The 22,389-nt window shown below is 36.3% G+C and carries 22 protein-coding genes and 1 pseudogene; 7 read left to right on the top strand and 16 right to left on the bottom strand.

All coding sequences use genetic code 11. The features are described 5' to 3' along the window. The 4 genes and pseudogenes from DBR39_RS15865 to folK all read right to left on the bottom strand — a co-directional run. Positions 1-206: pseudogene (locus DBR39_RS15865) on the bottom strand (OmpA family protein); the annotation flags it as partial. Positions 207-419: 213 nt separating this feature from the next. After that, positions 420-1,946 (bottom strand): OmpA family protein, encoded by a 1,527-nt coding sequence (locus DBR39_RS15860; RefSeq protein ID WP_124534693.1) that lies wholly within the window; start codon positions 1,944-1,946, stop codon positions 420-422. A 49-nt stretch (positions 1,947-1,995) separates the two neighbouring features. Continuing rightward, a complete protein-coding gene (locus DBR39_RS15855; RefSeq protein WP_124534691.1) occupies positions 1,996-3,111 on the bottom strand; it encodes an OmpA family protein in 1,116 nt (371 codons plus the stop codon). Between the two features lie 17 nt (positions 3,112-3,128). Continuing rightward, a complete protein-coding gene (gene folK, locus DBR39_RS15850; RefSeq protein WP_124534689.1) occupies positions 3,129-3,545 on the bottom strand; it encodes a 2-amino-4-hydroxy-6-hydroxymethyldihydropteridine diphosphokinase in 417 nt (138 codons plus the stop codon). A 20-nt stretch (positions 3,546-3,565) separates the two neighbouring features. Here folK and sppA point away from each other — a divergent pair, with 20 nt between their 5' ends. Next, positions 3,566-5,323 carry a signal peptide peptidase SppA gene (gene sppA, locus DBR39_RS15845; RefSeq protein ID WP_124534687.1) on the top strand — a complete coding sequence of 586 codons (1,758 nt, stop codon included), beginning with the start codon at positions 3,566-3,568 and terminating at the stop codon, positions 5,321-5,323. Positions 5,324-5,406: 83 nt separating this feature from the next. Here the strand turns inward: sppA and DBR39_RS15840 are convergent, their stop codons facing one another. From DBR39_RS15840 to rpmB, 6 genes are all read right to left on the bottom strand, one after another. Next, on the bottom strand, positions 5,407-5,667 hold the full coding sequence (locus tag DBR39_RS15840; protein ID WP_124534685.1) for a GlsB/YeaQ/YmgE family stress response membrane protein: 261 nt from the start codon (positions 5,665-5,667) through the stop codon (positions 5,407-5,409). Between the two features lie 72 nt (positions 5,668-5,739). Then, on the bottom strand, positions 5,740-6,693 hold the full coding sequence (gene ftsY / locus DBR39_RS15835; protein WP_103234354.1) for a signal recognition particle-docking protein FtsY: 954 nt from the start codon (positions 6,691-6,693) through the stop codon (positions 5,740-5,742). 15 nt (positions 6,694-6,708) lie between these two features. Continuing rightward, a complete protein-coding gene (locus DBR39_RS15830; RefSeq protein ID WP_124534683.1) occupies positions 6,709-7,176 on the bottom strand; it encodes a RidA family protein in 468 nt (155 codons plus the stop codon). An 89-nt stretch (positions 7,177-7,265) separates the two neighbouring features. After that, positions 7,266-7,418: a DUF4295 family protein gene (locus DBR39_RS15825; protein WP_081989060.1), complete on the bottom strand. Its 153-nt coding sequence runs from the start codon at positions 7,416-7,418 to the stop codon at positions 7,266-7,268. Positions 7,419-7,438: 20 nt separating this feature from the next. Then, complete coding sequence (rpmG, locus tag DBR39_RS15820) at positions 7,439-7,621, bottom strand: 50S ribosomal protein L33 (protein WP_027373683.1); 183 nt, start codon at positions 7,619-7,621, stop codon at positions 7,439-7,441. 6 nt (positions 7,622-7,627) lie between these two features. Further along, positions 7,628-7,870 (bottom strand): 50S ribosomal protein L28, encoded by a 243-nt coding sequence (gene rpmB, locus DBR39_RS15815; protein ID WP_002976757.1) that lies wholly within the window; start codon positions 7,868-7,870, stop codon positions 7,628-7,630. Between the two features lie 243 nt (positions 7,871-8,113). Here rpmB and DBR39_RS15810 point away from each other — a divergent pair, with 243 nt between their 5' ends. Continuing rightward, positions 8,114-9,823 (top strand): T9SS type A sorting domain-containing protein, encoded by a 1,710-nt coding sequence (locus DBR39_RS15810; protein WP_228447850.1) that lies wholly within the window; start codon positions 8,114-8,116, stop codon positions 9,821-9,823. Positions 9,824-10,035: 212 nt separating this feature from the next. Here DBR39_RS15810 and lnt read toward each other — a convergent pair whose 3' ends face one another. Together lnt and DBR39_RS15800 are read right to left on the bottom strand one after the other, a co-directional pair. Next, positions 10,036-11,670: an apolipoprotein N-acyltransferase gene (gene lnt, locus DBR39_RS15805; protein ID WP_124534681.1), complete on the bottom strand. Its 1,635-nt coding sequence runs from the start codon at positions 11,668-11,670 to the stop codon at positions 10,036-10,038. Positions 11,671-11,740: 70 nt separating this feature from the next. Further along, positions 11,741-12,082 carry a winged helix-turn-helix transcriptional regulator gene (locus DBR39_RS15800; protein WP_103234359.1) on the bottom strand — a complete coding sequence of 114 codons (342 nt, stop codon included), beginning with the start codon at positions 12,080-12,082 and terminating at the stop codon, positions 11,741-11,743. A gap of 93 nt (positions 12,083-12,175) precedes the next feature. Between DBR39_RS15800 and DBR39_RS15795 the strand changes: the two genes are divergently transcribed. From DBR39_RS15795 to DBR39_RS15785, 3 genes are all read left to right on the top strand, one after another. Then, on the top strand, positions 12,176-12,544 hold the full coding sequence (locus DBR39_RS15795) for a nuclear transport factor 2 family protein (RefSeq protein ID WP_124534679.1): 369 nt from the start codon (positions 12,176-12,178) through the stop codon (positions 12,542-12,544). A gap of 24 nt (positions 12,545-12,568) precedes the next feature. Continuing rightward, positions 12,569-13,135: a hypothetical protein gene (locus DBR39_RS15790; protein ID WP_124534677.1), complete on the top strand. Its 567-nt coding sequence runs from the start codon at positions 12,569-12,571 to the stop codon at positions 13,133-13,135. A 102-nt stretch (positions 13,136-13,237) separates the two neighbouring features. Further along, on the top strand, positions 13,238-13,651 hold the full coding sequence (locus tag DBR39_RS15785) for a VanZ family protein (RefSeq protein WP_124534675.1): 414 nt from the start codon (positions 13,238-13,240) through the stop codon (positions 13,649-13,651). Here DBR39_RS15785 and proC read toward each other — a convergent pair. The 4 genes from proC to DBR39_RS15765 form a co-directional block, all read right to left on the bottom strand. Then, complete coding sequence (gene proC, locus DBR39_RS15780) at positions 13,641-14,444, bottom strand: pyrroline-5-carboxylate reductase (RefSeq protein WP_124534673.1); 804 nt, start codon at positions 14,442-14,444, stop codon at positions 13,641-13,643. The two genes, DBR39_RS15785 and proC, sit on opposite strands and share 11 nt — an antisense overlap. Positions 14,445-15,538: 1,094 nt before the next feature. Next, entirely contained in the window at positions 15,539-16,552 is a 1,014-nt protein-coding gene (gene murB, locus DBR39_RS15775) for a UDP-N-acetylmuramate dehydrogenase (RefSeq protein ID WP_124534671.1), read from the bottom strand. Between the two features lie 4 nt (positions 16,553-16,556). Next, positions 16,557-17,042 (bottom strand): hypothetical protein, encoded by a 486-nt coding sequence (locus tag DBR39_RS15770; protein WP_124534669.1) that lies wholly within the window; start codon positions 17,040-17,042, stop codon positions 16,557-16,559. 10 nt (positions 17,043-17,052) lie between these two features. After that, entirely contained in the window at positions 17,053-18,258 is a 1,206-nt protein-coding gene (locus DBR39_RS15765; RefSeq protein ID WP_124534667.1) for a pyridoxal phosphate-dependent aminotransferase, read from the bottom strand. A gap of 225 nt (positions 18,259-18,483) precedes the next feature. Here DBR39_RS15765 and DBR39_RS15760 point away from each other — a divergent pair, with 225 nt between their 5' ends. Further along, on the top strand, positions 18,484-21,060 hold the full coding sequence (locus DBR39_RS15760; protein WP_124534665.1) for a fibronectin type III domain-containing protein: 2,577 nt from the start codon (positions 18,484-18,486) through the stop codon (positions 21,058-21,060). 144 nt (positions 21,061-21,204) lie between these two features. Then, entirely contained in the window at positions 21,205-22,389 is a 1,185-nt protein-coding gene (locus DBR39_RS15755) for a hypothetical protein (protein WP_124534663.1), read from the top strand.

The raw sequence follows: 22,389 nt of genomic DNA, 5'->3' as shown, positions 1-22,389 counted from the left end.
GCCGATTGAAGAAGTGGAACTCCAACCCCTGCGGAAATAGCCCAGTCGTTGAATCTCTTAGACTGATTGGTAAATGGGGAAACATTAGCAGATCCTGAAGAAAATGTATTAGGGTACTGTCCTTTTGAAACTGCCGTTGAGTCTTGTGCATAAGTGGCAGAAGGAATTGCCAAAGCAAATGCTACAATTGCTAAACTTAATTTCATAGTGTTATTTTTTTAAGTTAAGTTATTTTAAATGAATTTTTACGTTAAAAAACGATTTTGTGTTAATTTTTTTCAAGATGAACTCGCTGATTCTTAATGTGTTTCTAAAGGGCATCCCAAAAATAATGTTAAAGATATGTAAAAAAATTCGGAGTAGAAAAAAAATAAACCGAAAAGAACGTTTCCTTTCGGTTTAGGATGTATTTACAAGAATTATTTCTTCTTTTTCTTAGCCTGAATTTTTTTTACTGATTTTTTTACAGGCGCATCTTCATAGTCTTTCTTTTTGATCGAATCCCATTCTGAGCTTTCTATAAATTTTACAGTCACTTTTCTGTCCGCTAATCTCTCAGCATCTGAAGCTGATGCAGGAACAGTTGCTTCTGCAGAACCTACTCCTCTTGACTTCAGTATATTTTCATTGATTCCTCTGCTTTCTAAAGCGCCTACTACAGCAGCAGCTCTTTCTTTAGATAGTCTTAGGTTGTAAGCAGCATTCCCTTTGATATCAGTATGTCCTGTTAACAGATAGTTACCTCCGTTTTCTTTAATAATTGAAGCAGCCAGATCCAATTTTTCGTTAGATTCAGGTCTGATAGTCGCTTTATTAAAATTGAAGTAAATATCTTTAAGAGTTTTTTCTACTTCTACAGCAGTCTCTTTGTTATCTTTTTTAATGATAGGGCATCCGTTGTTTTCAACAGGTCCGGGAACAGTGACACACTTATCGTAAAGATCGATTACACCATCTAAGTCAACATCAAGCGCCACTCCGGCACCATCCACTCTTGCTCCTGCAGGAGTATCAAGCTGTCTGTCCCAATCGTCACATACTCCATCGTTATCAGCATCTCCTTTTTTACATACTTCGATATCCTGGTTTTTATTAGCCAGTACATCCAGTTTGTAATAGATTTCCTGAAGCGGATCATGCCACATTACATGAGACTCGTGTTTTCCTAGTTTGAAAGAAAGTCCTAAAGTCGCATTGAAGAAATTGTCAGAAACCTGTTCAGAACGTTTGTTGATTGAACTGTAAGCATCACCGCCTCCATCAAATTCATCATCACCGGTTATCACATACATTAATCTACCTTCGATATCGATTCTTCTGTTTACTTTAAACTTCAGACCTGTACCAGCCTGCATAAACATTGAACCTAATTGGAAAGGTTTTATTTCAGTCATCAGCCTCTGTCCTTTGCTGTCTTTCTGGTATGCTCTGTAAGCGATAGTACCAATACCTGCATATCCATGAAGAGCCCATCTGTAAGTAGAGTGGTTGTCAACTCTTCTTAATAAATTAGAGAAGTTGATATCTCCTAAAATGGAGATGGCGTCATATTGAGTTCTTCCAGCTACTGCAGTCCCATCAGGTGCTGCATCTTTACTGTTGAACCATCCTTGTCTGGTTTCACCTCTGTCATACTGTAAGTTGATTCCGAAAGCATGTGTAATTGCTTTATCAATACTTACATAAGCAGAATATCCAAAAAGATTTTTACCATTACCATTCTTGATAGAAGTTAAATCTGCCGATTGAAGAAGTGGAACACCCGCTCCCACTGAAACAGACCAGTCATTAAATCTTTTAGATTGATTATTAAATGGGGAAACATTCGCAGATCCCGAAGAAAATGTATTAGGGTATTTTCCGCCAGAATCTGCAGTTGAGTCTTGTGCATAAGTGGCAGAAGGAATTGCCAAAGCAAATGCAACAATTGCTAAACTTAATTTCATCGTGTATTATTATTTGATTTTTTTTGAAAAAGCAGTTTTCAGCTTTTAATTATTTGATAGGGCAACCGTTATTTTCAACAGGTCCTGGAACGGTTACGCATTTATCATAAAGATCAATAACTCCGTCAAGGTCCATATCCAAAGCAACTCCGGCACCATCTACTCTTGCTCCTGCAGGAGTATCAAGCTGTCTGTCCCAATCATCACATACTCCATCATTGTCTGCATCGCCTTTTTCACAAACGACAAGATCTGTAGATGCATTTTCAAGAACGCTGGTTCTGTAGTAAGCTTCCTGAAGCGGATCATGCCATGCAAGGTGAGATAACTGCTTTCCTAACTTGAAAGATACACCTAAACTTACTGTCCATGCATTATCTGATCTTCTAGGGTTTAGCATATTATATTTTGAACCTGGAGTAGAAGGATCATAGTCATTAGGATCTGCCCATCCGCCGCCATCGAATTCATCATCACCACTGATAATGTACATCGTTCTTGCTTCAACATCAATAAGTTTAGAAACGTTGTATTTGATTCCTAAACCTCCCTGATAGAAGATAGAGTTGATATCGATATCCTGCTTAATGAATAAAGGAGCTCTTCTAGGAGTTGTACTCCATCTGAATTCATCATTGTCATGTAATGACGTTCTGAATCCCTGAACTCCAATTCCCATATACCCATGGAGTGCCCATCTGTAAGGTGAATGATTATCTACTCTTCTGAATAAGTTTGAGAAGTTGATATCTCCTAATAAAGAGATATTATCAAACTGGGTTGTTGCCGTAGCAATTCCTGATTTTACTCCTGCAGCACCGGGAAGTTGTGCTGTTTGTTTCGTTTCTCCTCTCATATACATAACGCTTAGAGCGAATGCATGTGTGATTTGCTTATCTACGCTTACGTAAGCATTGTACCCCCAATTGATCTTATCCTTGCGGATAGATTTTAAATCGGAGTGAACCATAAATGCGGGACCTCCTCCGACAGAAATAGACCAGTCTCTGAAACGTCTGGCTTTATTGTCAAAGGGTTGTACATTAGCGGAGCCTGAGGAGAATGTATTAGGATACTCTGTGGAAGAGTTTACTGTAGTGCTGCTGTTCTGTGCGAAAGCTGCAATTGGCAATGTCGTAGCCAATAATAATAAACCTAATTTCATACAATATGTTTTATGTTTTAAATAAAATCTTTTAATAATATTCTGGAAAAATCCCGTTCAAAAAGATGTTTTTTATGAGGGATTTCTAATCTTTCTGATTTAAAAACTAATTCATTATACTTAATGATATCAATGTCTATTATCCTGTCGGTATACCCTCCGGAGACTTTTGAATCATTAATTCTTCCCATCTCAACTTCTATATTCTTAATACAATCAAGCAGTTGAATTGGTGAAAGATGTGTGAATATTATTGCTGCAATATTACAAAAAATATTGGAACTGGCAAATTCTACAGGGTCAGACATTAAATATTCGCTGGTTTGTGAAATGTTATTTCCTGCCTCATTGATCTTCTTTAATGCAAGCTCTATATTTTTTTTTTGCTCTCCTAAGTTACTTCCTAGTAACAAAACGACCTTATGCTGCGACATATTAGAAAATTGATTGATTTATGAGAAGTTTCTTTAAAAACGTTTTGGCAAATATAGTAGCAATTATCATACTTTGCGCTCTATTTTTCATCTTTTTCATTACAGTGCTTGTGTTCAGTTCCATGGGGAATGACAAGTCGGCAGTAGTGAAAAAGAACTCGGTTCTTACGATTAATTTAAAAACAAATATAATCGATAGTCCTACTGAAGAGCAGATGGGGTTGTTTGGTATAAGTTCCCAAAATAAAAGTATTCTATTATATGATGCATTGGAAGCTATTAATAAAGCTAAAACCGATGATAATATTAAAGGAATTAGTATTGAGGCGGATAATTTGAATGCCGGGCTTACTCAGATCGATGATCTTAGAAATGCTATTGAAGATTTTAAGAAAAGTGGAAAATTTGTGTATGCTTACGGAAACGGAGTATCACAATCAGCTTATTATTTAGGATCTGTAGCTGACAAATATTATCTGCATCCGGCAGGAGGAATCGAATTGAAAGGTCTTTCTACTGAGGTTACATTCTTTAAGGATTTTGCTGATAAATATGGTATCGGAATTGAAGTGATCCGTCACGGTAAATTTAAGTCTGCGGTAGAACCTTTTTTAAGAAATGATATTTCTCCGGAAAATAAAGAGCAGCTAAGCACTCTTTTGAATGATCTTTGGAAAAATACGTCCAATAAAATAGCAGCTTCAAGAAAAATTGATACCGCTCAGTTCAGAACAATTACAGACAGCTTATATGGAATGATTCCTGAGCAGGGCCTAAAATACAGACTTGCAGACAAACTTATTCAGAAATCGGAATATGAAGATCTTATTAAGTCGAAATTGAGTTTAAAAGAAAAAGAAAAGCTTAATAAAATATCTCTGTCAAGTTATATCAGCTCTTATTCGGACGAAGATAAATCGGGTGAAAAGGTAGCTGTACTTTATGCTTCAGGATCTATCAACAATGGAGATGAGTATAATGATATTCATTCTGACAAGTATGTGAATTATATCAAAAAACTTCAGGACGATGATAAAGTGAAAGCAGTCGTTTTCAGAATCAACTCTCCGGGGGGAAGCGCTAATGCTTCGGATGAAATTTTATTTGAATTGCAGCAGCTGAAAAAGAAAAAACCATTGGTCGTTTCTTTTGGAGATTATGCTGCTTCAGGTGGATATTATGTAGCAATGGCGGCTGATAAAATTTATTCAGAGCCTAACACGCTTACCGGTTCTATCGGAGTATTTGGGGTAATGCCTTATTATAAAGATATCGCGAGTAAAAACGGAATCCGTGCAGATATTGTTGCTACCAATGCGAACTCTATGTATTATTCAGGGCTAAACGGAGTGACTCCTTATGGTGTGAATATGATGACCAGAAGTGTAGAAGGTACTTATAAGAGATTTGTACATTTTGTGACTCAGAACAGAAAGAAAACTTTTGAGCAGATTGACAATGTAGGAGGGGGTAGAGTATGGAGCGGAGTTCGTGCCAAGCAGATTGGTTTGGTAGACGAATTGGGTACGCTGAATGATGCTGTGAAGTTTGCTGCACAGAAGGCCGGATTGAAATCTTACCAGGTAGATGCTTTCCCTAAGAGAATGTCGCCTTTCGAGCAAATCTTCAAGGATCTGAACGAAGAGGATGTTTCTGCCAGAATTATTAAAAATAAAATAGGTAAATCCAACTATGAGATTTTACAGCAAATCACAGACAAAAAATTACAGTCTGAGGTGAAAATGGAAATGCCTTATCAGATTAGAATCAACAACTAACTAAATTTATATTGTACACGAAAATCCCGGATCTGAATTTCAGATCCGGGATTTTATTTTTTTATCAACATTGATATTTGATATCAGCTTTTTTTGGTAGCCATTCCGTAAATCCAGAGTAGGATTAAAGCTCCTCCAATTGAAAGAATCCAGCTTCTAGGATTCCAGAATGAAGAGACATCACCCCAATGTAGAACGTAAACTCCAATAGCTCCTCCTACAAAAGCTCCAAGGATTCCCAGGATAATAGTGATTAGCCATCCTCCTCCCTGAGTTCCGGGCATGATCATTTTAGCGATTGCACCAGCAATAAGACCGAATAAGATCCATGTTAGTATTCCCATAGTTGCAAATTTTTTTATTGTTAATATTTAAAAATGATTAGTTTGCTAATATAAGGGAAAACATGATATAAATCATCTTTTCTTGAAGAATGAGTCTACAAATTCCGTACCATTAAAGAGCTGTAGATCCTGCATTTTTTCGCCTACACCAATATATTTAACTGGAATTTGGAACTGATCAGAGATTCCGATGACAACACCTCCTTTTGCTGTTCCGTCCAATTTTGTTACTGCTAAAGCATTCACTTCCGTTGCCGCTGTAAATTGTTTTGCCTGCTCGAAGGCATTCTGTCCTGTAGAACCGTCAAGAACCAGTAGGATCTCATGAGGGGCATCAGGAATCACTTTCTGCATGACTCTTTTGATCTTGGAAAGTTCGTTCATCAGGTTGATCTTGTTGTGAAGTCTTCCTGCTGTATCGATGATGACCACATCCGCATTTTGTGCTACAGCACTCTGCACGGTATCAAATGCTACAGAAGCAGGATCAGAGCCCATCTCCTGTTTTACAATAGGAACACCCACTCTTTCACTCCAGATAACAAGTTGATCTACGGCAGCAGCTCTAAAGGTATCAGCAGCTCCAAGAACGACTTTCTTACCTTCTGATTTGAACTGGTGAGCCAGTTTTCCGATAGTCGTTGTTTTTCCAACACCATTCACCCCTACTACCATAATGACATATGGTTTCTTTGAAGTGTCGATGTTTCCGGTACTGGCGTGAGGGTTTTCAAGAAGCAGTCCTGAGATTTCTTCACGAAGAATACTATCCAGCTCGTTTACTCCTACATATTTATCTCTTGAAACACGTTCTTCAATTCTTTCTATGATTTTGATAGTGGTAGAGGCGCCTACATCAGAAGCAATCAGTATTTCTTCCAGATCATCAAGTACTTCATCGTCTACTTTACTTTTGCCGACTACGGCTTTCGTCATTTTTTCAAAGAATCCCTGACTGGATTTTTCCAATCCTTTGTCTAAGGTTTCTTTTTCTTCTTTTTTGAAAATATTTTTAAACCAACTCATAGTTTTAGTTTATTCTTATTTATTTTTAATCACTGCTGTAGCTTCTACTTCTATAAGCACATCGTCTCTGAAGAGTCTGCTCACCTCTACAAGGCTGCTTACGGGAGGGTTCTGGATATTAACATACAAATCCCTGACTTTTCTAAAATCAGGTGTTTTTTGGATGTCTGTGGTGAAGATTCCCAATTTAATAATATCTTTCCCGGTACCTCCGTATTCTTTCAATATGTTTTCAATATTTTTGAAAACCTGATGGGTTTGTTCCTCTATAGTGCTTCCTACTAAGTTACCTTCAGTATCCAGAGGCACCTGCCCAGACAATAAGATCATTTTGGAGCTTCCGCAGTCGATACTTACTGACTGTGAAAGTCCTTTTATGCTGAAAACTTTTGGTGAATTTTTATATTCTATAGAGCTCATCGTTTTCTGACTGAATGAAAATAGAAAAGTTACTGTGCATGCCAGAACAAGAATCTTTTTCATATTTTGCTGATTAATAATCTGGTGAACAAAGATAACAAAAAAACTACCCAAAATATGAGTAGTTTTTTATATTGTAAACAAAGTACTGATTATTTTTTCAAATAACCGTCTACTTCGTCAGCGTTCATTACTTTTTCTTCGAAAACGTAAGCTCCTGATTTAGAAGACTTAGTCATTTTCACCACTTTAGTCATCTTCTTAGACTGACCGCTTTGTAGGGTTGCTACTACTTTCTTTGCCATGGTAAGATATTATTTATAAATTACTTAATTTCTTTGTGAAGGGTAGATCTCTTAAGAACAGGATTGTATTTTTTCAATTCCAATCTCTCTGTAGTGTTCTTTTTATTTTTTGTAGAAATGTATCTAGACATTCCTGGCATACCGCTTTCTTTGTGCTCTGTACATTCAAGGATTACTTGAACTCTATTTCCTTTTTTTGCCATGATTTATTAATTCTTTTTAATCAATCCGTTTCTAGTAGCTCTTTCAATAGCTTCTTCGATTCCAATCTTGTTAATCACTCTCAATCCATGAGCTGATACTTTCAGTGTAACGTGCTTATCTTGCTCTGGAAGGTAAAACTTCTTCTCTAATAAGTTAATTTCAAAACGACGCTTCGTTTTGTTATTAGCGTGAGAAACGTTGTTACCAACCATTGCACGCTTTCCTGTTATTTGGCAAATTCTTGACATATCTCGATGTTCTTATTTGTATAATATTTGAGAGTGCAAAATAACGAAGAATTTTTTAGATAGACAAATCTTTTGGAAAATATTTGTAAATAAGTGACTGATTAATAATATTGAATTTTTAAAATAGTAGAATCCTTGGGATACAGCAGATAATGGGTCCTGATATATTTCATACAGGCTTTTTTTTAGACAAAGAATTTAATAATCTATCTTTGTTTTTAATTAATCTAAATAAAAATAATCATGAGGAGGATTTCTATTTTATTGTCTATGCTGCCTGTTGGCCTGATGGCTCAAAACTTTACTGAGATACAGACCAGCATGAATAATTTTTACTATTCGGCAGCTGATATTGCGGATATAGACAACAATGGTACGATGGATATTGTACTGAACGGAGCTATAGATTCTGATGGCGACGGAAATGTAGATAGTACTTATAATGAAGTATATCAGAATAATGGAACGACATTGTTGCCTTATGCAGGATTGGGAATTGACGCTAACCATTTGGGGGATATTAAGTTCATTGATTATAATAATGACGGGCTGATGGATATTATTTCCACCGGACTCAGCTATATGGATATTGTTAATTATAAACATTATCGATTCAAAAATACAGGGACAGGATTTGTAAAAGAAACTGAACTTCCTGGAAAAATCTATGGATCAATGGAAGTTTTTGATTTTAACCATGATGGGAAACCGGACTATGCCATTAATGGAACTCAATATGCCCATGGAGGCGGTTTCAGAAATACATTAGATTATTATAAAAATACAGGGACTGATTTTGATATGACAGAGAATTGGGTTGACGGAACCCAAAACGGAAGTTTCAAAATTGTAGACTTAAATAATGACCATCTTCTGGATCTTGTGATTATCGGATCGGATATCAATGGAGTTCCGGTTTCTAAGGTATACATGAACCAGGCAGGCGTTCTTACACATACACAGGATCTTGCTCCGTTATCCGGTGGGAAAATAGATTTTGCAGACTTTAATGCAGACGGATTTCAGGATATTATTGTGATAGGAAAAGACGGAAATGATGATGGGTATTTTGCTGTTTTAATGAATGACGGTACAGGTACATTGACTCCCCAGGTGATTGCTGTAAATGATATTTCGGATGCCGCAATAAGTATTGGTGATCTTAATAATGACGGATATTATGACTTTATCATTGCTGGAAACGAAAACTATAATGCGGTTGTAAAAACCTATATATACAATACATCTGATCATAAATTTAATGAAGGAATTATAACGGGTATTACTCAATTGGGAGGTCCCGGGCTGGTGCATCTTTTTGATTTTAATAATGATCATCATCTGGATATCCTGCTGGGAGGATTTGACTGGGCAACTGCTGATCTTCCTTCACTGACTAAGGTCTTTAAAAATAATTCTACAGCAGAAAACGCAAAGCCGACTCCTCCCACTCAGCTGAATATGACCAAAAACGGAAACCGTTTTAATTTTGCATGGAGTGGCGCTTCGGATGATAAAACTCCGGTGAATGCTCTGCGTTATGAAATTACGGTGGGATCTACACAGGGAGCTCATGACATTGCTAAATATGTTGTGACAACGCCTTCCTGGTTTCTGGATCTTGATCCGGCCATTCAGAATGTGTATTGGAGTGTAAAGTCTATTGATGCCTCAAAAGTATATTCTGATGCTTCTGTGCAGAGTGTACTGGGAACAGCAGAAATTAAATCTGATAAACAGCTTGTCATTTATCCAAACCCTGTATCAGATAAAGTATATATCAAAGGAGGAAAAGTTTCGGAAGCTGAAATGTATTCAATGGACGGAAGAAAACTTAATATTACGGTAAATGGAGATCAGTCTATTGATGTCTCTCATTTACCTAAAGGAGTATATCTATTAAAACTGAAGATAAAAAACGAAATAACCACCAAGAAGCTTACGATTAAGTAATTGAATCAATTCTATCTTCTATCAATGAGAAAAGCCAGACGTCCAGCTGGCTTTTCTCTTTTTTTATGTTCAATATTTTAATTATTTACAATCAGAATAATTAAATTTCATACACTGAAAATCTGTGCGATCTGCAGGACTTTCGAGCATTATATTTTCTCGCAGACTTTGTGTTATTCGTGTGAAAATTTGTGCAGTTTGTGTTTAAAAAACTATGCTTTCTTCGTTTTCTTTTTAAACCACTCAATCAGGTAATAAAACAGTAAAAATCCTAAAGCAAAGATTGAAAACCTTGAAAGAAGATCACCGGCTCTTGTATAGAACGTCATGGTATCATAAAGATTTACTTTTGCAAATAAAGCGGTCTGATCTCCATAGAAAGTATCTGCGGTAATCTCACCTTTAGCATTGATATGAGCAGAAATACCACTATTGGCAGCACGGGCAATTTCTCTTCTGGTTTCAATGGCTCTCAGTTTTGCGTAAGATAAAAGCTGTTTGTGTCCTTCTGTAACCCCCCACCAGGAGTCATTGGTCATAATTCCTAAGAAATTGGCACCTTTTTTTACATAGTCTGTTACAAACTCACCATAAATGCTTTCATAGCAAATGATAGGAGCTAATTTTCCTTTGTTGTAAGGATTTGAGAAAGCAACCCTTTCTTTGTCTGTTCCTAAAGAAGCTACAGTACCTCCAAGATTGAGCATGGCATCTCCTAAAAGTGGTTTTAAAACATTCATATAAGGGAATATTTCAACACCCGGTACCAATTTCCCTTTGTGATACGCCTGAACTTTTTGATTAGGTACAAGCTGAATCGCTGTATTATAGCTGCTTACCCAGACACCGCTATTGATTGGGTACGCTTCTTTAGGCAGGTCAGCAGGATTATAATAAAAACGGTGTGAAGAAATTCCTGTTGCAAAAACAGATCCCGGATGTTTGGATAAAAATCCTTTGATATTGTTTAAAAGTAAACTCTTTTCAAAAGCAGTTTCAGAAATAGATCCTCTTCCGGGAAGGGCTGTTTCCGGAGCTATATAATAATCTATTTTACCTGTTGAGTTTTTTTCAGCGAGTGCTAAAAGATCCTGCTCTATAATTAAACTGTCTTTTGAATATTTTTCAGCATAAGGATCAAGATCAGGTTGTAACATCAGTACGTTGACCTGTCCAATTGGTTTTTCATTAAAATTATTGTATTTGATCACGGAAATAATCATAGGAAGAACAATTAAAGCTCCTACAATAGAAGAATTTTTAATCAGATCTTTTCTCTTTCTTCCCGCTTCCCACGTTCTTATCGTATAAAAGATCAGAATATTGATCAGAAGGATCCAGAAACTACCTCCTGTAGCTCCCAGTGTGTCATACCATTGGATCAGTTTCGGGTAATCTGAAAATACATTTCCCAGATTCAGCCATGGCCATGTCAATTCCCATCCCATATGAAACTTTTCAAAACTCATCCAGATTGCGATCAGAAACCCAAGTCCCCAATACGTTCCCTGAGCATTTTTATACCAGTGATAGCATTGAAATACCAAAGAATATAAAAGAGAATTTACCAGGACGGGGAATAAAACAGCCAGCAGAGAGTGGCTTCCATCCGGATTCTTTGCGCCGTACAGCCATCCTGTAGTGACTACATTCCAGATCACAAAGCAGAGGTAAGACAATCCGAAGACCATCCAGCTCTTTCTTTTATAATCAGAAAATTTTGAAACCCCATGTTCCATCATAAGAAGAGGGACAAGGGCAAAAAATATAAAAAACGGGACCCCGTAAGTTGGCCATGAAACCGACAGCAGCATTGCTGAAATAAGTGTAAGTAAAACGTATTTCATTGAAATAAAATATAATGTAAAAATAAGGTTTGTAATAAGAAACTCAAAGTCAAAATAGATTATTAAAAAATTAATTTTTTAACGCCATATCTTTAATTCCCCAATCCTGAATGGTCATAAGGATCGGCATAAAGGTTTTTCCATATTCTGTAAGCTGATATTCTACTCTTGGGGGGATTTCTGCATAGATTGTTCTTGCAATAATATGATCTTCTTCCATTTCTCTGAGCTGATTTACCAGCATTTGTTTACTGATCATGGGAATGGCTTTTTGAAGCATGCTGAAACGGTTCACGTTCATGCTTATTCCATACATGATTACGGTTTTCCATTTGCCTCCTACTTTATTGTAAAAATGAGTTACCGGACAATTATTGGGATTGAAATCTTTATTTTTCCTTTTATTTTCCATTGGTCTAAAAAAATATACTATAAATAATAATTGAGACTAGTATTAATAAGTAGTACAAAGGTAATAACTTCGTGGATATAAAGACAATAAAGTATGGATAATAAAGAATTAGTATTAAAAGCAATCACCGCTGTTTTTGTTGATAGAGATGTTACAGCATTCGATACCTATTTTGGAGATCATTATATTCAGCATAACCCTTCAATTCCCAACGGAACAGAGGCTCTGAAGCAGTTTGTGCCAGCCTTACCTGAAGATTTCAGATATGAGCCGGGAACCATTACAGAAAATGGAGATATTGTAATGATCCATGGACGATATCAAAACTGGAGTGGAAAAAATATGATTGCAGTGGATATTTTTAGGATAAATGATCATAAAATAGTGGAGCATTGGGATGTATTGCAGGAAGAAGTGACCGCAGAAAATTCTGTTAATGGAAATGGAATGTTTCCCATATAATTAATTAAAAAATTCAACAGCAGTATGATAGAACAGATAAGAAAAAAGGCATTGGGAGAATGGGAGAGTATTTCAACAGAAATCCGTCCAGGTGCATTAAAAAATGCAGATGGAAGTCTGAAACCTTTTTATTTGAAAAGATCATTTACATTTCTTCCTGAAGATAAATTTGAGCTGGAAATTATTAATTATGCCGATGCTTACGGAGAAATACCTTTGGCTAAAATTGCTCTTAAAGGGCATGTAGAATGGAAAGGAAGTCACAATATTGCAGAAGGAGCACAAAAAGTAGACTTTACGGCTGATGAGGTTTATGAAGTAACCCCTTTAATTCCAAATTTTACCGTTGTTTTAAATACCCTTGCAAAAGAAAATTTTGAAGTGTGGGAGACCGGAAAATCTCAAAGCATATTAAGAAAAAAGTTTTTGCCGTTTGGATTGGTGGAAGGGCAGATTTTTAAGGAGTATGACCTGATCTATATTTTCAATGATATGATGTTCTGGGGAGCAAGAAATATTGACGGCAGAGGTTTTGACACAGAAGAAAACCGCCCGACAAACCTGCAGATCCCAATGAAAAGGAAATCATAATGATATAATCTGAAAAGAGAGCTGTAATGGCTCTCTTTTTATGGACGTAAATTTTTAGAATATATTGTAAGCAGAATTGAAAATGAATATATTAGCAGTTCAATGATGAAGAAAATATATAAAATTATTATTGTTCCGTATACTCTGTTTCTGCTCTATCTGATGTTTTGGGGAATGGGCAGATTTCAGTACGAAGAAAATCTCATTACTGTAGAACCTGTTTTTTCGACGATAAAATTTATCCAGGGTACAAATAAGACGATAGATATTGTAAAGATTGTTTTAGGAAATGTTATCATGTTTATTCCTTTTGGATTTTTGGGCTGGGTTTTCTCTGACCTGAAAAAACTGAAGCCATTACTATATAGTTTTATCTCATGCATCGTTATTGCCGAAGCTCTTCAATACTTTACAAGAATGGGAATATTTGAAGTAGACGATATCATCCTGAATACTTTCGGGGTATATTTGGGATGGTTGCTTTGCAGATGGAGTGAAAAGAATCTTAACTGTTGAGCTCTTTAGCGCGTTTTTCAGCATTCAGAATTCCTTGTTTCAGAATTTCTTTGAGACTGCTTTCTTCAAATGTTTTTAAGGCTGCTTCAGTCGTTCCACCTTTAGAAGCAACATCTTTAATCAGTTCCTCAAGATTTTTTTCTGAGTTATTGATCAAATGATAAGCCCCAAGCATTGTCTGCTTTACAAAAAGTTTGGAAAGGTTTTCTTCAATTCCCATTTCAATTCCTGCTTTGATCATCGCATCAATGATATAGTAGAAATAAGCGGGACCACTTCCGGAAAGGGCAGTAACACCATCCAAAAGGTTTTCATCTTCCAAATAAACAGATCTTCCGGTGCTGTTCAGTAATCTTTCGATATTAATGAGCTGACTGAAAGAAATTCCGTTGGCAGCAGTATAACCCGTAATTCCCATTCCTAAAAGAGTAGGAGAGTTCGGCATTGCTCTTACAACAAGCGGATGATTCAGTGATTTTTGAATTTTTTCAATATTGATTCCGGCCATGATGGATAATACCATCTGGTTTTCTTTAAAAGTAAATTGAATGTTTTGAACAACCGCCTGGAAATCCTGAGGTTTTACAGCGATAATGACCAAATCAGCATCAACATCCTTCACGTCTGCAAATGTGGAAATTTTAGACTTGGGAAATTCTTCAGCTATTTTGGAGATTTTGGATTCACTTCTGATAATAAGATGCAGATGTTCAGGTTTGATCAGCTCGTATTTTAAAAATGATTTTGAAAAAGAGAGTCCCATATTTCCGGCTCCAAGAATAGCTATTTTCATCTCGAATTGTAATTTTAAGCTAAAATAATGATTTTTTGGGGATGTATTGTTATTGAATACGTTGTAATGCCGTTATAAAACGCAAAGGCGCAAAGATTTTGGATAATAATGATATTCCTAAAGTTTCATTAAAATAAAATATTCTCGCAGATTTAGGAGATTAGGCAGGTTTTTCCATAAACATCCGCGTGATCTGCAAAATCAGCGAGAGATTATATTGCTTAAAATATACAGTAATCAATTGTATTGTAAATAAAATTTTGCGACTTAAAAACTATATTATTGTTGGAAAACGCAAAGGCGCAAAGATTTTGAATAATACAATACTTTTAAGGCGCAAGAAAATCTTTGATTTTCAGCAAGAATGGAATAAAAGGTAATTAAATCCTATAGCACAAAATTATACAGCATTGGATTTTATTACAGATAAATCTTTACCTCATAAATGCAAAGATTTTGAATAATAATGATATTCCTAAAGTTTCATTAAAACAAAATATTCTCGCAGATTTAGGAGATTAGGCAGGTTTTTCCATAAACATCCGCGGGATCTGTAAAATCAGCGAGAGATCATATTGCTTAAAATATGCAGTAATCAATTGTATTGTAAATAAAACTTTGCACTTAAAAACTATATTATTGTTGGAAAACGCAAAGGCGCAAATATTTTGAATAATACAATACTTTTAAGGCGCAATAAAATCTTTGATTTTCAGCAAGAATGGAATAAAAGGTAATTACATCCTATAGCACAAAATTATACAGCATTGGATTTTATTACAGATAAATTTTTACCTCATAAATGCAAAGATTTTGAATAATAATGATATCCCCAAAGTTTATTAAAACAAAATATTCTCGCAGATTTAGGAGATTAGGCAGATTTTTCCATAAACATCCGCGTGATCTGCAAAATCCGCGAGAGATCATATTATATAAAATATACAGAATTCAATTTTATCACAGATAAAATCTTTGCGTCCTAAAACAACAAAGTAAATTAAAAATCCTTGCGCCTTCGCGTTTATCCAGCTGATATATTTTAAGAGATAATAAAAAAGCTATACTCATCATGAATACAGCTTTTATCTATTTTATAAAATATTTACTTCCCGTTCAAGTTCTATCCCGAATTTTTCTTTCACAGAATTGATAATCTCCGTAGAGAAATCAAAAATTTCTCTTCCTGTAGCATTTCCTGTAGCATTAATGATCACAAGGGATTGCAATTTGTGTGAACCAACATTCCCGATCTGTTTCCCTTTCCATCCACATTGTTCAATCAGCCATCCTGCAGGAACTTTTACCTTATCTCCATTGGGATAGCCCTGGATATTTTCAAATTGCTGTTTCAGCGCTTCAAATTGAGCCAAAGGAATTGTCGGGTTTTTGAAAAAGCTTCCGGCATTTCCGATTTCTTTAGGATCCGGCAGTTTGCTTTGTCTGATATTGATGACCGCTTTTGAAATATCCTGAATGGTTGGGGTTTTAATACCAAGATTCTCCAGTTCAGACTGAATCGCTCCGTACTCTGTTTTGATACGGTGATCTTTTTGGGTAAGCTTAAAAGTGACTTCCAGAATAACATATCTTCCTTTTCCTTCCTGTTTGAAAATAGAATCCCTGTAACCGAATCTGCATTGCTCTAGGTTGAAAGTTGAAAGCTCAAGATCTTCTAAATCCAATACCAGACAGCTGACAAAAGTATCTTTGATTTCTGTTCCGTAAGCCCCAATATTCTGCATAGGAGAGGTTCCTACATTTCCGGGGATTAAAGAAAGATTTTCCAGTCCGCCATAATTTTTTTGTAAGCAGTACATCACAAATTGATGCCAGTTTTCACCTGCTTTTGCCGTGACCAGGACTTCATTTTCATTGATGCTCTCTTCGGAAATTCCATTTAAATTAAGCTTGATGGCAAGTCCTTCAAAATCTTTGGTAAGAAGAATGTTGCTTCCGCCCCCCAAAAACAGAACCTGAAGAGATTGAGTCTTCGAGAAAACAAGTGTTTCCTTTAATTCATCAATAGTATTGACTTCAGTGAAATATTGGGCTTTGGCTTCAACACCGAAGGTGTTATAAGGCTTCAATGAAAAATTTTCTTGCATGTTTTTATTGGTATTCTTTAGGAAGAATCTTGTCTAGTTGTTCTTTAAGTTGCTGTAACTGCTTGTAATGTAAAGTATCCGCATATGCATTCACATAGATATGTGATTTTTTTGGAGTACGGATCTGAAATGTTTCATCTATACCGTCTACCGATTGCTGGCTGGGAGAACTTTTTATGTGGTCAAGATCAACAATATTGACTGATGATACAAGCTGTTTCCAGGTGCTGGAATTGATGGCAGAAGCCCATGCTTTATGGGTTTGATTGGCCGTTATTCCTTTTTCTGCAAAAACGGAATCTTTGGTGACTTTAATGATCCTGTAATTTCCAAGGTTTCCTTCGATATGGGATACACTGATGAAAGTAATCTCATGTGGATTTTTGTAGGAAGCCGCCTTTTCGTTTTTTTTTGAGTCACAGGAAAAAAATGCCGACAGCAAAAGAATCGAAAACAGTATTTTCAGATATATATATTTTGTTGTCGGCATAGGATATATTTTACAGGCTGAATTCTTCTCTGTACTTCTTTAAAGCTTCTTTAAGAATTTCAGCACTTCTTATTAAATCTTCTTCTTTCAGCACGTAAGCAATTCTTACCTGCTTCTTGCCTAATTCCGGGTTGCTGTAGAATCCTCCGGCAGGAGCAACCATGATCGTCTCATTATTCAGAGAATATTTTTCAAGCAGCCACTGTGCAAATTTTTCAGTATCATCTACCGGAAGTTCAGCGACACAGTAGAAAGCACCTCTAGGTTTAGGGCAGATAACACCAGGGATGGCATTCAATAGATCTACCAATACATTTCTTCTGTGGGTATATTCTTCTCTTACCGCTCTGATGTAAGGACCATCGTTTTCGTGTGCAGCTGTTGCAGCAATCTGTCCCAAAAGAACAGGGCTTAATCTCGCCTGTGCAAAAAGCATAGCAGCATTACGGATCTTGTTGGAACGTGTAAGCAGACATCCGATTCTTACTCCACACATAGAGTAACGTTTAGATTCAGAGTCTATGATGATACAGTTTTCAGCTAATTCAGGGAAGTCTAGCATTGAGATCTGCTGCTTTCCGTCATATACATATTCTCTGTATACTTCATCAGAGATGATGACAATATCGTATTTTAAAGCAATTTCTGCAAGTTTTTGAAGCTCTTCGCGGGTATACAGATATCCGGTAGGATTCCCAGGGTTACAGATGATGATCGCTCTTGTTTTTTCTGTGATTTTTTTCTCGAATTCCTCAATAGGAGGCAACGCAAAACCTGTGTCAATAGTAGAAGGTACCGCTACAATATTCACATCGAATGTGCTGGTGAAACCGTTATAATTAGCATAGTAAGGCTCAGGAATAATCACCTCATCACCCTCATCACATAAAGTAGAGATGGCAAAGTTTAGGGCCTCAGAACCACCATTGGTAACAATGAAGTTATCAGGAGTAATATCTGAAAAACCTAATGAATGATAATATTCTGTAAGGGCTTTTCTGTATTCTATATTCCCTTCAGAAAGTGCGTATTCCAATACTTTTAAATCGATGTTTTTTAAAGCATTTAAAGCTGTTTCCGGAGTTTCAATATCAGGCTGTCCGATATTAAGGTGATATACTTTTATTCCTTTTTGTTTTGCTTGTAACGCAAAGGGAACCAGTTTTCTTACCGGCGATGGCGGCATATGCAGTGCTCTGTTTGAAATATTCGGCATTGTTCAAAAAATTTGTATGACAAAAATAGGATTTAATTTCTCAATAATAAAATTAAGGATCAATAAGAAATGGCTCAACATTCTTTAAATTCTTTTAAAATTCTAATAACCTTCATTAGTTGAAATGTTGATATTTGCTGTGTTTTGTAATTATTTTGATTTTTCTTCAGAAATATCTTTTTTGTATTGTTATTTTTACTAAATTTCGCCACAAATGTGAATAAAATGGCAATAAATTTATTTTCTAGAGTGATTCCCGCTATCGCTCTGTTTTCTGCCTCTGTAATGATGGCTCAAAATTATCAAACTATGCCGGTTGCTTCAGGCTATACGGCAGATGTAATTGCAAACGGAATAGGCTCCTCATTAGTTTCCACAAACAATGATGTAGACGGAGTTTCTTACGCTTTTGTAGCGAAAGATTTTCAACTGACCTCTACAAGTACACCTCTTACTTATGGTCTTCCAACAGATGGAATTATTAATTCTGTCGTTGCCGGAACACCGGGATTGAGCTATATCTTAGGAAATTTAAGTGGAAATAATGCATTAAGGTTAGCCGCTGCAAATGATAGCGGAACGCTTACTTTTACTACTCCTAAACCTGCTTTTATTCTGTATATGCTCTCTACCAGTGGTAGTGGAACATCTGTAGTGAATGTAACCGTCAATTTTTCTGATGGCAGCAGCCAGGTATTTTCCAATATAAGTCTATCTGACTGGTATGGAGGAGCCAATTTTGCCGTACAGGGAATAGGAAGGATCAAAAGAAGTTCAGATGCTCTGGAATCCAGTACTACAGATCCGAGACTTTACCAGACTCCATTAGCTATAGATGCTGCAAACCAGGCAAAGCCAATACAGAGTGTAGCAGTAACCAAAGCAAGTGGCGCAGGGTATCCTAATATTTTTGCTTTTTCAGCAGATGTATATTCAGACTGTGTGCCTCCAACATTGCAGGCGGTTTCAGGGATTACAGCTAACTCAGCTTTAGTTTCCTGGACAGCTCCAACCAATGCGGCAAGTTATGATGTATATCACAGTACTTCCAATACAACACCTGCCAGTTCAGTAACTCCTACTTATCCGGGAGTAGCAGGTACAAGTACAACGATAGGAGGTCTTAATTCAAATACAACCTATTATTATTGGGTAAGATCCAACTGTAACACTGCAACCGGCCAGAGTGTATGGTCTTTTGCAGGAACATTTAAAACAGCTTGTTCTACTTTCACGGTTCCATACACAGAAAATTTTGATACGACAAGTGTTGGTTCTACTTCAAATACTAATGCCCCAAGCTGCTGGGCATATCTGGAAAGTGCATCATTTGCAGGGTATGGATATGTAACGACATCAAATAATTATTCAGCACCTAATGCTTATTATATGACCAATTCAAGTGCTACTACGGGTAGCCAGATGTTAGTTGCACCTCCTACTACAAACCTTTCAGATGGAACAAAGCGTGTAAGATTTTATGCAAAATCCGGAGGAAGTAATTATACATTATTAGTGGGGACGCTATCAAACCCTACAGATCCGGCATCTTTTACACAAATAGGTTCTCCTATTGCTTTGACAACTACCCATACACAGTATACGGTAAATATTCCTGCAGGTTCTGATTTGCAGTTAGCATTTAAACATGGTTTAGGAGGTACTTCACGTTCCATTTATATTGATAATATTACCGTTCAGAATATTCCTTCCTGTTTTGAGCCAACTGCAGTTACATCATCAAACGTTACCGCAAATTCAGCAGCAATAGGCTGGACGGCTCCTTCTTCAGTTCCTGCAAACGGATACGAAGTATATTACAGCACAACAAATACAGCCCCTGATGCTACTACAGTTTTGAATGCTGCGAACTCTGTAACTTCTGCTACTGTTTCTGCGCCGTTAGGCGGGCTGCAGCCATCTACTACATATTATGCATGGGTGAGATCTAGCTGTAGTGCATCTGATAAGAGTATATGGAGCGCTACCTCTACACAGTTTACAACACTTTGTGTTCCCATAACTACACTTCCTTGGAGCGAAAATTTTGATGCGATGGCTACTATAGGTTCTGCGATTATTCCAAATTGTTGGAAACAAACTCCGGGAGGAAGTTCATCTACAAATAATTTTACGTCAGCAAATGCTTCTCAGCAAGGATATAATGATCCTAAATCTGCACCTAATTATCTGACGATTTATTATCCATATACCAATGCTGCTTATTTATGGACACCTACATTTACTTTAACTGCAGGAACGTCATATGATTTTATATTCTATTGGGTAGGAGATGGTTTTGCGGGCTGGCAAAATGAAGTATTGGTTAATAATGGCCAAACAGCGACCGGAGCAACCAGCTTAACAACATTTATTACAGCTGATCAAACAGCTGCAGGTGGAAGTAACAGTGCTACTTATACTAAGGTTACTGTTTCTTATACGCCAACATCTACCGGTGATTATTCATTTGGAATTAAAACTTTAAATACAACAACAGCTCCATATTATATGGGATTTGATGATTTTTCGCTTACACAGTCTAATTTAGCAACTGCTGAAACATCTGTTAAGAAAAAAGAAATCAGTGTATATCCTAATCCATTCAAAGATGTTCTGCATATCGCTGATATCAAAGATGTGAAATCTGTTACAGTAACAGATGTGGCGGGAAGAGTAGTGAAAACTATTGATCAACCTACCAATGAACTTCAGTTAGGTGAATTGAATGCCGGATTATACTTAGTGACAATGAACTTTAAAGATGGCTCAAAATCAACAGTAAAAGCCATTAAGAAATAAAATTTTTTGAGTTAATAATTTCTGTAGGCAGTTGCATTCGTGTGGCTGCCTTTTTTATGATCAAATTAAATAATAACTGGAAAAATGATTCTTCAAAAATGTTGGTAAAATTATTATAAATTTGCGCCGAAAACTATATCATCCATGAATGCACTTAAACTCCTTTTTTTAATACCATTATTCTATTCCGAATTTTCACAGGCCCAAAGAATTGATAAAGAGATTATCAGTTTTCAGCTTCTGAAAGAACCGGTTTTTCCTACGGAACTTTCCAACAGAAATTATACGATTACCGTAAAATCTCCCTATAATATTACAAAGGAAGATGTTGTAAGATTGTCAAAAGAAGACTATCAAAGAAAGGTAGACAACTATCAGACGAACGTTGAAAATGCCAAATATGAACATCAGGAAAGATTAAAAGACTATGATGCTGAGGTAAAAAAACTTCAGGAAAAATATAAACTTGAATCTGCAGAATACAGCAAATTATCAGCGGTGGAAAAAATTGCTGCAACCAATGGAGCTCCGGTATTGAGATTACCTTCAAGACCTATCATTAATATTCCTCCGATGCCGGTTTATCAGCAGCCTGATCTTAAAGATGCCTTAATTGTGGATAATAAAATTCTGGCTTCTCAAATGGATGTGACAGGTTTTTCAAAAGGTGGAAATTATCTTGACATCGTCATTGAAATGGAAAGAACAAATTTTCAGGACAATCAGGGAAAAACTTTCGCCAATCAGCCAACAAGGATTATCGCAAAACAGGGTGGCGCTGTAAAACTGGATAAAACCTATTTCTCAGATTTTGCTGAAATAGCAAGTGTTCCGACTAATGAAATCAATCTCAATGCCCAGGAGAAAAGATATCTGCAGAGAACGATGGACCGTACACGAAATATTATTAATGAAAACTTCGGATATCAGACCATCAATTCTACGGTGACCTTATCAACGGTAAAAAATAAAGGAGAGTATGACGATCTGGAAAAAGCGTATATCTACGTGACGACCAATCTGAAAAAACTTCAGGCAAAAACGGATTATGCGCCGAATAAAGTAGCCATGGAGAATATGCAGAAAGGAATTGACATTTGGAAAAGTGCTTTGACAAAAGTGAATTACAACGATAAGAAAGCTCCTTACAACCAAAAGATTGGAGAATACCTTTATTTTAACCTGATCAGATTAAATATCGCTTTGGGTAATTACCAGGAAGCTGAGAAATATTTAAATGAATTACAGGAACATTTGGTAGATATTAAACTATCCTATGATGCTAATCTTGAATTGAAAAGATTAGAAGAAAAAATTTATAATAACTAA

The organism is Chryseobacterium sp. KBW03 (assembly GCF_003852415.1).
Taxonomy (GTDB): domain Bacteria; phylum Bacteroidota; class Bacteroidia; order Flavobacteriales; family Weeksellaceae; genus Chryseobacterium; species Chryseobacterium viscerum.
Note: the sequence above shows the minus strand (reverse complement) of the source record. Positions and strands in the feature narration are given on the sequence as shown.

Excerpts from the sequence above, each read along its gene's own strand:
- DBR39_RS15790 (WP_124534677.1), top strand. The coding sequence starts at position 12,569 with ATGATAGAACAGATAAGAAAAAAGGCATTGGGAGAATGGGAGAGTATT.
- DBR39_RS15810 (WP_228447850.1), top strand. The coding sequence starts at position 8,114 with ATGAGGAGGATTTCTATTTTATTGTCTATGCTGCCTGTTGGCCTGATG.
- folK (WP_124534689.1), bottom strand. The coding sequence starts at position 3,545 with ATGTCGCAGCATAAGGTCGTTTTGTTACTAGGAAGTAACTTAGGAGAG.
- DBR39_RS15770 (WP_124534669.1), bottom strand. The coding sequence starts at position 17,042 with ATGCCGACAACAAAATATATATATCTGAAAATACTGTTTTCGATTCTT.
- murB (WP_124534671.1), bottom strand. The coding sequence starts at position 16,552 with ATGCAAGAAAATTTTTCATTGAAGCCTTATAACACCTTCGGTGTTGAA.
- sppA (WP_124534687.1), top strand. The coding sequence starts at position 3,566 with ATGAGAAGTTTCTTTAAAAACGTTTTGGCAAATATAGTAGCAATTATC.
- DBR39_RS15785 (WP_124534675.1), top strand. The coding sequence starts at position 13,238 with ATGATGAAGAAAATATATAAAATTATTATTGTTCCGTATACTCTGTTT.
- rpmB (WP_002976757.1), bottom strand. The coding sequence starts at position 7,870 with ATGTCAAGAATTTGCCAAATAACAGGAAAGCGTGCAATGGTTGGTAAC.
- DBR39_RS15830 (WP_124534683.1), bottom strand. The coding sequence starts at position 7,176 with ATGAAAAAGATTCTTGTTCTGGCATGCACAGTAACTTTTCTATTTTCA.
- DBR39_RS15755 (WP_124534663.1), top strand. The coding sequence starts at position 21,205 with ATGAATGCACTTAAACTCCTTTTTTTAATACCATTATTCTATTCCGAA.
- DBR39_RS15855 (WP_124534691.1), bottom strand. The coding sequence starts at position 3,111 with ATGAAATTAGGTTTATTATTATTGGCTACGACATTGCCAATTGCAGCT.
- DBR39_RS15795 (WP_124534679.1), top strand. The coding sequence starts at position 12,176 with ATGGATAATAAAGAATTAGTATTAAAAGCAATCACCGCTGTTTTTGTT.
- DBR39_RS15840 (WP_124534685.1), bottom strand. The coding sequence starts at position 5,667 with ATGGGAATACTAACATGGATCTTATTCGGTCTTATTGCTGGTGCAATC.
- DBR39_RS15860 (WP_124534693.1), bottom strand. The coding sequence starts at position 1,946 with ATGAAATTAAGTTTAGCAATTGTTGCATTTGCTTTGGCAATTCCTTCT.
- DBR39_RS15800 (WP_103234359.1), bottom strand. The coding sequence starts at position 12,082 with ATGGAAAATAAAAGGAAAAATAAAGATTTCAATCCCAATAATTGTCCG.
- DBR39_RS15765 (WP_124534667.1), bottom strand. The coding sequence starts at position 18,258 with ATGCCGAATATTTCAAACAGAGCACTGCATATGCCGCCATCGCCGGTA.
- rpmG (WP_027373683.1), bottom strand. The coding sequence starts at position 7,621 with ATGGCAAAAAAAGGAAATAGAGTTCAAGTAATCCTTGAATGTACAGAG.
- ftsY (WP_103234354.1), bottom strand. The coding sequence starts at position 6,693 with ATGAGTTGGTTTAAAAATATTTTCAAAAAAGAAGAAAAAGAAACCTTA.
- proC (WP_124534673.1), bottom strand. The coding sequence starts at position 14,444 with ATGAAAATAGCTATTCTTGGAGCCGGAAATATGGGACTCTCTTTTTCA.
- lnt (WP_124534681.1), bottom strand. The coding sequence starts at position 11,670 with ATGAAATACGTTTTACTTACACTTATTTCAGCAATGCTGCTGTCGGTT.
- DBR39_RS15825 (WP_081989060.1), bottom strand. The coding sequence starts at position 7,418 with ATGGCAAAGAAAGTAGTAGCAACCCTACAAAGCGGTCAGTCTAAGAAG.
- DBR39_RS15760 (WP_124534665.1), top strand. The coding sequence starts at position 18,484 with ATGGCAATAAATTTATTTTCTAGAGTGATTCCCGCTATCGCTCTGTTT.